We start from the raw sequence: 13,344 nt of genomic DNA on the forward strand, positions 1-13,344 counted from the left end.
TATTGCACGCCAAGTGACGTGAGATGGGGGTCAGCGAAAGTCAGAGTCGCAACAGACGGTGACACTGGATCCATGCGCACACGCGACTTACTCGACCGCGTCGAGAAGCCTGTCGCGCTGGTCGGCTGCAGCACCGCGCCGGCCGAGCAAGGCGTAAAGCAGGATGGCGCCGAAGGTCGCGGTGCCGATGCCGCCCAGGGCAAAATCGCCGAACTTGAGGGTGAAGTCGGCCGTGCCCAGCATCAGGGTGATGGCGACGATGATGAGATTGCGGCTGTCGGAGAAGTCCACCTTGTTGTCCACCCAGATCCGCGCACCCGACACGGCGATCAACCCGAAGATGACGATGGCCACGCCCCGCAGCACCGGCGGAGGAATGAGGTGGATGAGCGCACCGAATTTGGGGCTCAAACCGAACAGAATGGCGATCACCGCGGCGGTGGCGAAGATCAGCGTGGAGTAGATCTTGGTCGCTGCCATCACGCCGATGTTCTCGGCGTAGGTCGTCACCCCCGTGCCGCCGACCGAACCCGACACCATGGTGGCGATGCCGTCGCCCAGAAAAGCCCGCCCCATGTAGCGATCGAGGTTGCGGCCCGTCATGGCGGTGACGGCCTTGATGTGGCCGAGGTTTTCCGCCACCAGGATGACCACGACCGGCACGATCAGGGTCATCGCCTTGGGTTGGAACTCGGGCGTGGCGAACGCAGGCACGCCGAACCATGCCGCCTGGGCGACGCCCGAAAAGTCCATCGGCGTGCCCAGGCCCAGGCCATTGGTCAGCACGGCGTAAATCACGCTGGCGATGATCAGCCCCACCAGGATGAGCAGCCGCTGCACCATGCCCCGGGTGTACACCGCCACCAGACCAATGCTGATGAAGGTGATCAGCGCCATCCAGTCGTCGAAGGAACTGGCGCCGTGGCTCTTGATGGCGATCGGCGCCAGGTTCAGCCCGATCACCGCGACCACCGAGCCCGTCACCACCGGCGGCATGAGCCGTTCGATCCACTTCACGCCCACGCCCATGACGATGAGGCCGATCGCCGCATACACCACGCCGCAGGCGATGATGCCGCCCAGCGCCACACCGATGTTCGGGTTGGCTCCGCTGCCGGAATAGCCGCTGGCGGCGATGACCACGCCGATGAAGGAAAACGACGATCCCAGATAGCTCGGCACCCGGCCGCCGACGACCAGGAAGAAGATCAGCGTGCCGATGCCGCTCATCAGAATAGCGATATTGGGGTTAAAGCCCATCAGCAGCGGCGCAAACACCGTGGAGCCGAACATGGCCACCACATGCTGCAGCCCCATGGCCAGGGTCTGCGGCCCTGGCAGGCGTTCATCCGGGGCGATCACCCCGCTGGTCTTGAGTTGCCAATTTGGGAAATAGCCTTCGGCCATGTCGAGCTCCGTGTGTCGTGTTGTTGTGCCGCGGCCATGGGCTGGCCGCGGTGGTGGCGTGCTGCCACGCCGTCATGCTACGAGCACAGGACACCCTCGACGTCGAACGCGCGGGTTCACCGGCTAGAGCCGCGCAGTTCGATGCGGCGCAGAGCCAGATAGACGACGGCCGCGAACAGCACGCCAAGCTCGAAGCCGATGTCCATGCCGTAGGGCGGATTGAACAGCCCGGCGACCGGCCCGACGAACAGCGACTGCGCCGCGCCCAGATACACCCCGAACAGCCCCGCCGCCATGGCGATCACCGCGGCCCAGCCCACGGGCAGCTTGCCCGGGGTATTCCAGCCGTCGAGGTCGTAGCGACCTCGGCGGAAAACCGCATGTTCCAGGATCAGGATGATGGCCCACGGCCCCAGCCAGTAAGCCACCACCAGGAGAAAATTCTCCAGCGTGGCGTTGAAGTGCGCGGCCGAAGGAATGGCGATGAGCACATAGACCACCGCGCCGATCAGCGTCCAGACCGCGCGATTGATCTTCTGAAAACCGCGACCGAGCACCTGCATCGACAGGCCGGCCGAGTAGTCGTTGGGAATGTTGTTAGCGATGACCGAGAGCGCCAGCAGCAACAGCAGCAATTTGCCCGCCCCGCCCAGCGGCTGCAACGCATCGGACAGCAGGGCGCCACCGCCACTCTGCGCTGCCTTGCCGAACGCCGTCACCGTGGTCAACCCCAGACCGAGCGACTCCAGCAGCATGCAGGGCACGATCACGCCGAAAAAGGTCAGCCAGAACACCCGTTTTGCCGAAGTGTCCTCCGGCTGGTTGACGTTGTAGTCCGCGGCGTATGAACTCCAGCCCGTGGCGAAGCCGAAGATCGCCCCGCCGAACGACACCAGCGAGGCGACATGCGCCATGGTCCACACCGGGGTGGGCAGCGCCTGCATCTGGCCGCCTGCGGTGAACAGCACGATGAGAAAGATCGCCGCCATCGGCATCCAGGCAAAGCGCTCGTAGCGATGCACGTAGCGATAGCCGTACAGACTGACCGCCGTGGTCAGCAGGGCGATGAGCAGAATGCCTGCCCATGTGGGCACCGCGCCGCCGCTGATGGCCGTGACGATCTGCGCGCCGACGATCACGTTCACCGCCGACCAGCCGATGCACGCCGCCACATTGAACAGCGCCATGATCTTCGCGCCATGCCAGCCGAAGGAATAACGCGAGATCGTCATCTGCCGCAGACCGAGCCGGGGGCCGAGCGTGGCGAAGAACGCCACCGGCAACACGCCCAGTACGTTGAACAGCACGATCACGCCCAGGCTGTCCCAGAACCCGAGCCCGAACACCGGCACCGCCAGCGCGCCCAGCGCCACGGTGGAGATCACCAGATTGGCCGACAGCCACATGGTGAAGTTGTCGAACACACGAATGTGCGCGCGCTCGTGCGGCATCACGCGCTCGATGCCGCGTTGCTCGATGCCTGATGGGGCAGAGACCTTCGCCTCGGCCGCCGTGGAAAGGGTCGACATGGGAGTGTCCTTGTGCGTGGTGTGAACGGATCGATAGACCGCACTGCGATGGTGCGGATCGGATTCTGGCCATCCACGTTAGCACGATCCATGCCGGAATACCCGGCAGCGGTAACCGGGTGTTGCGCCTGTCGCCGCGCTGATACCGACGTTTACTTCGTGCCGAAAATGCGGTCGCCCGCGTCGCCCAGGCCCGGCACGATGTAGCCGTGATCGTTGAGCCGCTCGTCGATGGCGGCCAGGGTGATGGGCACGTCCGGGTGGGCCGCGCGCACGGTGCGCACGCCCTCGGGCGCGGCCAGCAGGTTCACCAGCTTGAGCGAGGTCGCCCCGGCGCGCTTGAGGTGGGTGAGCGCGGCGGCGGCCGAATTGCCGGTGGCCAGCATGGGATCGACCACGATGACCAGGCGCTCGGCCATGTCGTCAGGCACCTTGAAGTAATACTCCACCGGCTCCAGCGTGGCCGGGTCGCGGTACAGGCCGATGTGGCCGACGCGGGCGTTGGGCAGCAGGTCGATCATGCCGTCGAGCATGCCGTTGCCCGCCCGCAGGATGGACACGAGGCACAGCTTCTTGCCCGCAAGGATGGGCATGCGGCAGGCGGCCACCGGCGTGGTCACGTCCACCAGTTCGGTGGGCAGGTCGCGCGTAGCCTCATACGCCAGCATCGCCGCGATCTCGCGCACCAGGCGGCGGAAGTTGTCGGTGGTCGTGTCTTGGCTGCGCGCCAGCGTGAGCTTGTGCTGCACGAGCGGATGGGTGACGACGTGTACCTGGGAATCAAACATGGCGAGTCTCGTTGGAAATGTGACGTTGTGGGAACAAGGGCAATTTTGCGTCAGGGCGCTGTGCGCACCTGCAACACCCGCAACCGTTGGTATGAAACGACCGGGAAATCGGCTCTGAGGGTTTGCACGGATGCCGTCGGTGAACCATACTGCATTGCAGCAGAACAAAAATCCGCGGCGCCATTTGCAACGCATTGGCGAGGCATTTCCCGGAGACCCTCATGCGTTCATCCCTTCTGACCCTGGCCGCTGGCTGCGCGCTCGGCCTGCAGGCTCACCTCGCCCTTGCCGCACAGGCCACGCCCAACGACCCCGAAGTGCTGCACGGCGCCTACCTCGCTCGGGCCGGCGACTGCATCGCCTGCCACACTGCGCCGAAAGGCCAGCCCTTCGCCGGTGGCCTGCCGATGAATCTGCCGATGGGCATCGGCAAGGTGTATTCGCCCAACATCACCCCCGACAAGACCGACGGCATCGGCAACTGGACCTTCGAGCAATTCGACGAAGCGGTGCGCCACGGCAAGTCGCCGCGGCTGGGCTATCTCTACCCGGCCATGCCCTACCCGTCCTACGCGCGCATCCAACCTGAAGACATGCGCGCGCTCTACGCCTACTTCATGCATGGCGTGAAGCCGGTGGCGCAAGCCAACAAGCCCGAAGACATCCCCTGGCCGCTGAACATGCGCTGGCCGCTGGCCATCTGGGACTGGATGTTCGCCCGCAGCACCGTCTATCAACCCGACCCGAAGCAGACCGCGCAATGGAACCGCGGCGCTTATCTCGTCGAAGGTCTGGGCCACTGCGGCGCCTGCCATACCCCGCGCGGTCCGTTCCTTCAGGAGAAGGCGCTGGAGCCCGGCGGGCCTGATGGCAGCCTCTACCTGTCTGGTGCGCGCATCGACAACTGGTACGCGGCCAATCTGCGCGGCGACCTGCAGGACGGCCTGGGCCGCTGGACTCCAGCGCAGGTGGTGCAGCTGCTCAAGACCGGGCGCACCTCGGACTTCACCATCGTCGGCAGCATGACCGACGTGGTGCACGACAGCACCCAGCATCTCGACGACAACGACCTGCAGGCCATCGCAGTGTTCCTCAAGTCGCTGCCCCCGGTGCGGCCGAACTCGGCCATCAACCAGCCGCAGACGCCGGTGATGACCGCAGTTGCCCGGGCCGGCGCGCCGCTGTATGCCGCACATTGCGCCATGTGCCATCAGGCGCAGGGACAAGGCATACCGAATGTGTTTCCCGCGCTGGCGCTCAACCCCACGGTCAACACCCCCGACCCGCTCAACACCATCCGCATGATGCTGCACGGCGGCCACACGGTGGTGACCAAGGGCAACCCCACACCCATGGCCATGCCCGACCTCGGCGCCACGCTCAACGACCAGCAGGTGGCCGAAATCGCCAGCTATGTGCGCAGCAGCTGGGGCAACGACGCGCCGAACGTGGGCACGAGCGAGGTGGCGAAGATCCGCAAGATCGTGGCGCAGCAGTAGGTAAGGCGCGGCCATTTGCGACGGCGCGCACATGCAGAAAGACGCTGCGCGCAGGCTTTGGACATGACTCGTTGCAATTCAATGCACTTGTTCACCGCTTCCCGCAAAGTCCGGCAGGAGAATGAAACATGACATTCACCGGCGCGCGATGCACGCGCCGGTTCATCCTCTGGAGACTCTCATGCCCCTGCATACATCCCGCAACATCCTGCGCCAATTCGCCGCCGGTCTGGCGCTGAGTGCCACCGCGCTGGCTGCCCATGCCGCCACCGCGCCTTCCGAAATCAAGATCGGCACGCTCTACGCCAGCAGCGGTCCCTTCGCCGTGGCTTCGCAAGGCCAGTATGAAGGCCTGAAATACTGGGCCGACGCCATCAACAAAGAGGGCGGCGTGTTCGTCAAGGCCTTCAACAAAAAGATTCCGGTCAAGCTCGTCGCCTACGACGACCAGAGCTCCACCTCCACCGCCACCACGCTCTACAACCAGCTCATCACCCAGGACAAGGTGGACGTGCTCGTGGCCGACTTCGGCTCGGTGCTCACCTCGGTGGCCGTGCCACTGGCGGCCGAGCATCACATGCTGTTGATCGACCCCACCGGTTCGGGCGCCAACTTTTTCACCAAGCCGACCAACTACCTGGCTGACGTGAGCATCCCGTCGAGCACGGTGTGGCCCATCCCGCTGGCCAACTATCTGGTGCAGCAGAACATCAAGAAAATCGCCATCCTCTACGGCGCCAACGACTTCGACGCCTCCCAGGCCGCCACCCTCAAGGAGGTTCTGGCCAAGCATGGCATCAAGCCGGTGTACGACCACGGCGTGCCGACCACCGAGTCGAACTACACCATCCTGCTGCACGCCATCGCGGCCACGCAGCCCGAGGCGGTGCTGGAGTTCGGCTATGCGCCCAATGACATCGCTTTTCTGAAGGCACTCGATCAGAGCGGCCTGCACTTCCCGATGACCTTCACCATCTTCCCCGGCCAGTTGCTGCAACTGCTGACCAAGAACGTGGGCGAGAAGGCGCTGGCCTATACCTACACCTACCCGACGCCGCCGCTGGTGAAGTACGAGAAGGTGAGCTATGGCATGAACACCCAGCAGTTCGTCGATGCCTTCAAGGCCGCGACGAAAAAGGAACCCAACTTCCTCGACTGCTCGGGCTACAACACCGGCCTGATCGTGCAGCACATGCTCGACATGGCGCCCAAGTTCGACCAGCTGGCCTTCCATCAGGCCATCATGGACATGTCGGGCAAGACCACCACCCTGCTCGGCCCCTTCGATGTCAACGCCAACGGCGCCCAGCTCGGCCAGCCCTTCCCGGTGGCGCAGCTCCAGCCCAAGGGCGGCAAGCTCGACGTGGTCGTGGTCTATCCGCAGGACAAGGCCACCGGCAAGGCGGTTTATCCGGCGCCAAAACCATAAGCATCGAAGTCGGGCAGGCGAATAACCCCGCCCGCCTTTTGCAGACTGACGCAAAGCTCAGGGAGGGCGCGTGGAACTGCTCGAATACGCCATCATCGGCGGCATTCTGTATGGCATTTTTTTCAGCCTGATCGCCATCGGGCTGAATCTCATTTTCGGCGTCATGCGCATCATCAATCTGGCGCATGGACAGTTCATCGTGCTGGGCGGGTATGCCGCCTGGGTGGTGTCGCGCCACTTCGGGTTCAACCCGCTGTGGGCCGTGCCGCTTTGCATCGTGGCTGCAGCGGTCATCGGCTATCCCTTGTATTACGCGGTGGTGCCGCGGCTGCAGCGTTCGCAAGACCCGGAGATGCTATCGTTCATCCTGTTCTTCGGCATCGGGCAGGTGCTGGAGGCGATCACCGTTCTGGGCTTCGGCGCCGACCAGCGCTCGCTGCCCAGCGAGGCGCTGGGGTCGGGCAATATCGGCGTGTTCGGCCAGGCATTCCCGGACAGTTGGTGGTGGGCTGCGGCTGTGAGCATCACCGCCATCGTCGCGCTCTGGCTGTACTTCACCCGCACCAAACTGGGCTACGCCACCCGCGCCATCATGGCCAACCGCGACGAGGCGCTGGCCACCGGCATCAGCGTGAACAAGGTATCGGCGCTTGCCTTCATCGCTGGTCTGGCACTGGCGGGCATGGCCGGGGTCTTCCTGCCGTATCTGCTGGGCTCGGTTTCGCCCGATCAGGGCAGCGAGCTCACCACGACCTCGTTCGCCATCGTCATCATCGGCTCGCTGGGCAACCCGCTGGGCACGGTCATCGGGGGTCTGGTGTTCGGGCTGGGCACCATGATCATGCAGACCTTCTATTCGTCGTGGTCGAACCTGGTGCCGTATGTGCTGCTGCTGGTGATCGTGCTCATCCGTCCCACGGGTCTGCTCGGAAAGGCGGTGCGCAGTGTCTGAACGCTTTCTGCTGCAGCGCTGGCGTACCGGGCTCATCGTCCTGGCGCTGCTGATCGCGGCATTCCTGTTGCTGCCGCATGTCTACGGCAACGAGTCGCTGCTGTTCACCTTGATGACCTTCATTGTGCTCGCGCAGGGGCTCAACCTGCTCTATGGCTTCACCGGCTACCTGCCCTTCGGCTATGTGGGCTTTTTCGGCTGCGGCGCTTACGCCACTTCGCTGCTGGTGCTGCACAGCGGCCTGCCGGTGCTGCTGTGCGTGGTCGGTGGCGGGCTCGCCGCCGTGGTGATGGGGCTGATCCTCGGACCGCTGCTGCGGCTGTCGGGCGCGTATTTCTCCATCGCCAGTCTGGCGGCGTCGCAGATTCTGTATGACGTCGTCTCCAACACCAATCTGGCCGACATCACCGGCGGGCCTTATGGCCTGAAGATCGAGCAGGTCTACGCGCCGACGGCGAGCTACCACACTATGCTCGTGATCCTGGTGCTGGCCACCGCGCTGGCCGCGTGGTTCCGGCTCTCGGCCTTCGGCATGGGCCTGCGGGCCATGAAGCAGGACCCGGTCAGCGCCGCCATGGCCGGCATCAACGTCGTACGCGCCCGCCTCATCACCTGGCTGATCTCGGCCGGGGTGGCCGGACTGGCCGGCGGCGCTTATGCCTGGAATCTGTCGGTGTTCTATCCCGAGGCGGTGTTCACGCTGCAGATCTCGGTGTTCGCCATCGTATTTTCGCTGTTCGGCGGCGTGGGCACGGTCATCGGCCCCATCATTGGCGCGAGTGTGCTGTACAGCCTGTATTCGGTCATCGGCATTTCGACGCCGCAATACTTTCAGCTCATCTACGGCCTGCTGATCGCGCTTCTGGTGCTGTTCATGCCCGGCGGAGTGCTGTCGCTGTTTGCGCGCAGAGGTGTCCGTGTCTTCTAACCCGCCCCCCCTCCTCCGGCTCGAAGGCGTGAACAAGCGCTTCGGCGGGCATGTCGTGCTCAACGACGTCAGCTTCAGCCTGGCGCCCGGCGAGATCGTCGGTCTGGTCGGCCCCAACGGCTCGGGCAAGACCACGACCATCAATGTCATCTGCGGTCTGTACCGCGCCGACAGCGGCAGCATCGTGTTCGACGGCAAGCCCGTGCATCGCGTCCCCATGCACGAACTGGCGCGAATCGGCATCAACCGCACCTTTCAGGTGCCCAAGACTTTCCGAGACATGACGGTGCGCGAGAACATCGAGGTCGCCGCATATTTCGGCCACGCCGATCAGCGCGCCGATGTGAACGCCCTCCTGCGCGACATCGATCTGGAGGCACAGGCCGACAAGCTGGCCGGGTCGCTCACCGTGAACCAGCAAAAGCTGCTCGATCTGGGCCGCGCGCTGGCCACCGGCCCGAAGCTGCTGCTGGTCGATGAGATCGGCGCCGGTCTGAACCCGGCCGAGCTCGGCGGCATCGCCGAGTTGCTGCGCAAGCTGGCGCAGCGCGGCATTGCGCTGATCGTGGTGGAGCATCTGATGGCCTTTCTGGGCAGCATCACCCAGCGGGTCATCGTGCTCGGCGCCGGGCGCATGCTGTTCGAGGGCTCGCTCGACGCCGCCTCGCGCCACCCCGAGGTCGTGGCCGCCTTTTTTGGGGAGGCGGCATGAGCGCCGTTTTTGAATCTACGCTGCTGAGCGTGCGCGGGGTGCAGTCCGGCTACGGCGCGCTGCAAGTGCTCTGGGGCGTGGATCTGGACGTGATGCCCGGCGAGACCGTGCTGCTGCTCGGCGCCAACAGCGCGGGCAAGTCCACTCTGCTGCGCACCCTCATCGGCCTGCTGCCCTGCTGGCGCGGCGAGATTGCCTTCGCCGGTGAACGCATCGATGCCCTGCCGCCCGAGCAGCGCATTCGCCGCGGCATGGCCTATATGTCGGAGCTGGGCGTGTTCCCGACTCTGTCCATCGACGAAAACCTCGCCCTGGGCGGGTACTTCCTCAGCGATGCGCAGGTGCGCAAGCGCAAGGAACAACTGTTCGCCCTGTTTCCCGATCTGGCCGCCAAGCGGCGCGACGCTGCCGGCACGCTCTCGGGCGGGCAGCGCAAGATGCTGGGCATCGCCAAGGTGCTGATCTCCGAGCCCCGGCTGCTGCTGATGGACGAACCGTCCTCGGGCCTGGCGCCGGTGTTCGTGAAGCAGGTCATCGAGGTGCTGAAGACCAGCATCGGCGCAGGCACCGCCCTGCTCATCGCCGAGCAGAACGTGGCTTTTCTGGAACTGGCCGACCGCGGCTATCTGATCGATCACGGCAAGGTGCGCCTGTCGGGCACCCGCGCCGAACTCGAAGCCAGCGACGCGGTTCGCGAGACATATTTCGGGCTATAAACTCTGGCCGCTGCGCGCATTCGGCCGCGCTTCCTACCCCATGTCCCCGCCTGCGCCCCATAGAGAACTCGCCCAGCAAACCGCCTTCCGTCGCATCTACCCTCTTCGCGTCATCGGCATGGGCTTGGGCGGGGTGGCGATTGCCGGGGTGCTGATCGAACAGCAGGCGTCGCCCTGACGCTGGGCGCTCATGGTCGCAAGCTGCCTGCTTTGGCCGCAACTGGCCTACGCCATGGCCCGTTGGAGCCAAGACAGCTACGGCGTCGAAAAGCGCAACCTGCTGATCGATTCGGCCATCGCCGGGATGTGGGTGCCCTTGCTGCACTTCAATCTGCTGCCCAGCGTGGTGCTGGTGACCGTGACCACGTTCGACAAGCTCAGCAGCGGCATGCGGCGGCTGTGGCTGGCCTCGCTGCCAGGGTTGTTCGGCGCAGCGGCGTTGGTGACGCTGTTGCTGCGTCCGCCGCTGCAACTGGAGAGCTCGTTGCTGGTCGTCATCTGCACCCTGCCCTTGCTGGTGGTGCACACGCTGTCGAGCAGCATCGCCAGCTACCGACTGATCCGCACCGTGTCGCGGCAGAACAAGATGCTGGAATTGCTGCGCCGCACCGACGCCCAGACCGGCCTGTTCGCCCGTGAACACTGGCAGACACAGGCCGACGCGGCGCTGCAGCGGTTTCATGCCACCGCCCAACCCGCCTGCCTGCTGATGATCGACGTGGATCATTTCAAGAGCATCAACGACAGCTTTGGCCATCTTGCCGGCGATCAGGTCATCGCCCAGGTGGGCGAACTGATCCGCAACACCGTCCGCGCCGAAGACTGCGCCGGGCGTTTTGGCGGCGACGAATTTGCCGTGCTCTGCCAGAACCTCGTCATCGCCGATGCGAGCCCCATCGCCGAGCGCATCCGCGCCCAACCGCTGACACTGCGGCTGCCGGATCACCCGACCCTGCGCCTGAGCAGCAGCATCGGCCTGGCCGCAGCCAAGCCCGGCTACACCAACCTTCAGGCGTGGATGGCCGCGGCCGACGCCGCGCTCTATGCGGCCAAGCAACAAGGGCGCAACCAGGTGGTCAACGTACCTTTGGCAGCGCTGCCCTGAGCGCCACGGCGTCCGGCACCGGCGGCGCCATCAGCTCGACGAGTCGGCTTCCGTCGGCGCAAAAATCGTCCGTTGCAGGACTTAGTCGCGGTTTTGGCTGATTTGCAGCGTCGGCACCCCCCTCTTTCGGGGTGGATTCGCTTACATTCGTGGGCATCAAGACCTCGACCCGTCCCATGCCCACCGTCCGACCCGATGCCAGCCCGCCCCAGACGCTCGTGGTCGAGCGCTGCAAGCTGCTGTTGCACACCATGCCCGTCTCGGCGCTGACCAATGGTGTGGTGGCGGCCATCGCCGTGGCGCTGCTCGGCCCGGTGTTGCCGGACGGCGGCATGCAGCTCTGGGGGGCGGTCATGCTCGGGCTGCAGGTCTTGCGCCTGCTGCTTTGGCTGATCTGGCGCCGCAGGCCAATCGCGTCGCTGAGCGAAGCGCAGCAAAACCGCAAGTTGTTGCAGTTGCGTGTGTACGCCTGGCTCACTGCCGCAACCTGGGGCGCGCTGCCGATCACCCTGTTTCCGACCGAGACGCTGTCGCAGAGCTACCTGGCGTTCATCCTGGCGGGCATCAGCGGCGCCGCCGTGGCCGGGCTGTCTTTCGACGCCTGGACATCAGCCGTCTTCGTGCTCGCCGTGGTCGTGCCGTTGATTCTGCGGCTGTTCCTCGTCGGCACATCGTCCACCCTCGCCCTGGGGCTGTTGGTGTGCGTATACCTGATTTACCTCATGTCTGCGGTGCGCCGCAGCCAGAGCCAGTTCCTGCAGATGCTCGACTGGCGCTCGAGTGCCGAAGCCGCAGGTGCCAGCGCACAGTTGCAGGCGCGGCGCAATGCTGCCCTGGCCAGGGCCAACCAGCTCGGCACCTTGGCAGACGACCAGAACGCGTTTTTCGAGGCGCTGTGCGTGGCGGCGGTCGAGCAGACCGGGGTGGACTCGATCGCCATCCTGCGCCTGAACGCACAGGATGAATTTGTCGTCATCGCCCAGGTCGGCGCGCCCAGGCCGACGAGCATCGACGCCACCGCACGGCTGGCCTGGCAGTCAGGCGCAGCGCAGTTCGTCCAGGAAGGCCCGCGGCAGCATGGCCTGCTGCCGTTGCGCCGTCACGGCGAGCGCGTTGCACTGCTCCAAGCCTCGGGCAGCACGACGTCGCAGGGCGACACGGCACTGCAAGACTGGCTCAGCAGCCTTGCCGCGAGCATCGACCGCGGCTTGCAGGCCCTCTGGCAGCGCGAGCGCATCGACCGGCTGCAAAAGCTCTATCGGGCGCTGATCCGCGAAGGCGAAGTGGTGCTGCAGTCGCGCAGCGCCGAAGACATGTTGCAGCACACCTGCGACACCCTGACCAGCGACACCCCGTTCCACGCGGCATGGCTGGCCCGCCCCGACGACAGCGGCGCGTTTCGCGTGCTGGCGCGCGCCGGGTCGGGTGCCGAACAGCTCGATCATTTCCGCGTGCATCTCGACGATGCGAACCGGGCGCCCCTCGTGCTGCGCGTCTGGGACAGTCGGGCGCTGCAGGTCTGCAACAATCTGCTGCACGACCGCGCCATGCAGCCCTGGCACGCCACGCTGGCGCGCTACCGCTGGCATGCGGCGCTGGCGACCCCGGTGCTTCGCGACGGTGAGCTGTGGGGCGTGCTGGTCTTCACCTCGCCCCAGGCGCAGATTTTCGACGACCAGACCATCGCCCTGTGCGAGCAGGTTTCGGCCCTGCTGGGGCATGGGCTCGACGAGCTCGACCTGAAAGACCGGCTGGGCCATCTGCAGCGCATCGAAGCGCACCGCGCGCGCCACGACACGCTCACCGGCCTGCCCAATCGCTACGCCCTTGAGCAGCATCTGCCCGAAGTCATCGCCCGCGCGCGCAGGCAGGGCAGCGTCTTCGCTCTGGGCATGATCGACCTCGACGGCTTCAAGCGCATCAACGACACCTGGGGGCACAGCGCCGGCGACCGTGTGCTGCGCGAACTCACCCGCCGCCTGCAGGCCGTGCAGCGGCAGACCGATTTTCTGGTGCGTCTGGGTGGCGACGAGTTCATCGTGGTGATGGAAGACCTCAACCCGCTGGAGATCCAGACCGGCTTCGCCAACAGCATGCGGCGGCTGCGTCAGGCCGTGGCCGATCCGTTCGACATCGCGCCCAACGTGCAATTGCCGATGGAGATGAGCATCGGCATCTCGGCCTACCCGCTCGATGCGCAAGACGCCGACAGCCTCATGCGCCTGGCAGACAAGGCGATGTACGCGGCCAAGGCGCGAAACCAGGCGGCGACGGATTGA

The 13,344-nt window shown here is 65.4% G+C and carries 12 protein-coding genes; 9 read left to right on the plus strand and 3 right to left on the minus strand.

The features are described from left to right. Positions 1–87: 87 nt before the first annotated feature. The 3 genes from ASC45_RS08675 to upp form a co-directional block, all read right to left on the minus strand. Positions 88–1,407: a solute carrier family 23 protein gene (locus tag ASC45_RS08675; protein ID WP_055450631.1), complete on the minus strand. Its 1,320-nt coding sequence runs from the start codon at positions 1,405–1,407 to the stop codon at positions 88–90. Between the two features lie 116 nt (positions 1,408–1,523). Continuing rightward, entirely contained in the window at positions 1,524–2,936 is a 1,413-nt protein-coding gene (locus tag ASC45_RS08680) for a purine-cytosine permease family protein (RefSeq protein ID WP_055450632.1), read from the minus strand. A 152-nt stretch (positions 2,937–3,088) separates the two neighbouring features. Next, a complete protein-coding gene (gene upp / locus ASC45_RS08685) occupies positions 3,089–3,724 on the minus strand; it encodes a uracil phosphoribosyltransferase (RefSeq protein WP_055450633.1) in 636 nt (211 codons plus the stop codon). A gap of 221 nt (positions 3,725–3,945) precedes the next feature. Between upp and ASC45_RS08690 the strand changes: the two genes are divergently transcribed. From ASC45_RS08690 to ASC45_RS08725, 9 genes are all read left to right on the plus strand, one after another. Next, complete coding sequence (locus ASC45_RS08690) at positions 3,946–5,223, plus strand: c-type cytochrome (RefSeq protein ID WP_055450634.1); 1,278 nt, start codon at positions 3,946–3,948, stop codon at positions 5,221–5,223. A gap of 181 nt (positions 5,224–5,404) precedes the next feature. Next, complete coding sequence (locus tag ASC45_RS08695) at positions 5,405–6,652, plus strand: amino acid ABC transporter substrate-binding protein (RefSeq protein ID WP_055450635.1); 1,248 nt, start codon at positions 5,405–5,407, stop codon at positions 6,650–6,652. A 70-nt stretch (positions 6,653–6,722) separates the two neighbouring features. Beyond that, the gene (locus ASC45_RS08700) at positions 6,723–7,604 is read left to right on the plus strand and encodes a branched-chain amino acid ABC transporter permease (RefSeq protein ID WP_055450636.1); all 882 of its coding nucleotides are present in this window, start codon (positions 6,723–6,725) and stop codon (positions 7,602–7,604) included. Continuing rightward, positions 7,597–8,532: a branched-chain amino acid ABC transporter permease gene (locus ASC45_RS08705; protein ID WP_174514712.1), complete on the plus strand. Its 936-nt coding sequence runs from the start codon at positions 7,597–7,599 to the stop codon at positions 8,530–8,532. The genes ASC45_RS08700 and ASC45_RS08705 overlap by 8 nt, the downstream gene beginning before the upstream one ends. 28 nt (positions 8,533–8,560) lie before the next feature. After that, positions 8,561–9,244: an ABC transporter ATP-binding protein gene (locus ASC45_RS08710; protein ID WP_245610005.1), complete on the plus strand. Its 684-nt coding sequence runs from the start codon at positions 8,561–8,563 to the stop codon at positions 9,242–9,244. Continuing rightward, on the plus strand, positions 9,241–9,960 hold the full coding sequence (locus tag ASC45_RS08715; protein WP_055450637.1) for an ABC transporter ATP-binding protein: 720 nt from the start codon (positions 9,241–9,243) through the stop codon (positions 9,958–9,960). The genes ASC45_RS08710 and ASC45_RS08715 overlap by 4 nt, the downstream gene beginning before the upstream one ends. Before the next feature lie 40 nt (positions 9,961–10,000). After that, positions 10,001–10,138: a hypothetical protein gene (locus ASC45_RS16190; RefSeq protein ID WP_342665693.1), complete on the plus strand. Its 138-nt coding sequence runs from the start codon at positions 10,001–10,003 to the stop codon at positions 10,136–10,138. A gap of 12 nt (positions 10,139–10,150) precedes the next feature. Continuing rightward, complete coding sequence (locus ASC45_RS08720; RefSeq protein ID WP_342665694.1) at positions 10,151–11,065, plus strand: diguanylate cyclase; 915 nt, start codon at positions 10,151–10,153, stop codon at positions 11,063–11,065. Between the two features lie 176 nt (positions 11,066–11,241). Continuing rightward, the gene (locus tag ASC45_RS08725; protein WP_055450680.1) at positions 11,242–13,344 is read left to right on the plus strand and encodes a GGDEF domain-containing protein; all 2,103 of its coding nucleotides are present in this window, start codon (positions 11,242–11,244) and stop codon (positions 13,342–13,344) included.

Origin of the sequence: Thiomonas bhubaneswarensis, from assembly GCF_001418255.1 — a bacterium.
GTDB classification, from domain to species: Bacteria; Pseudomonadota; Gammaproteobacteria; order Burkholderiales; family Burkholderiaceae_C; genus Thiomonas; species Thiomonas bhubaneswarensis.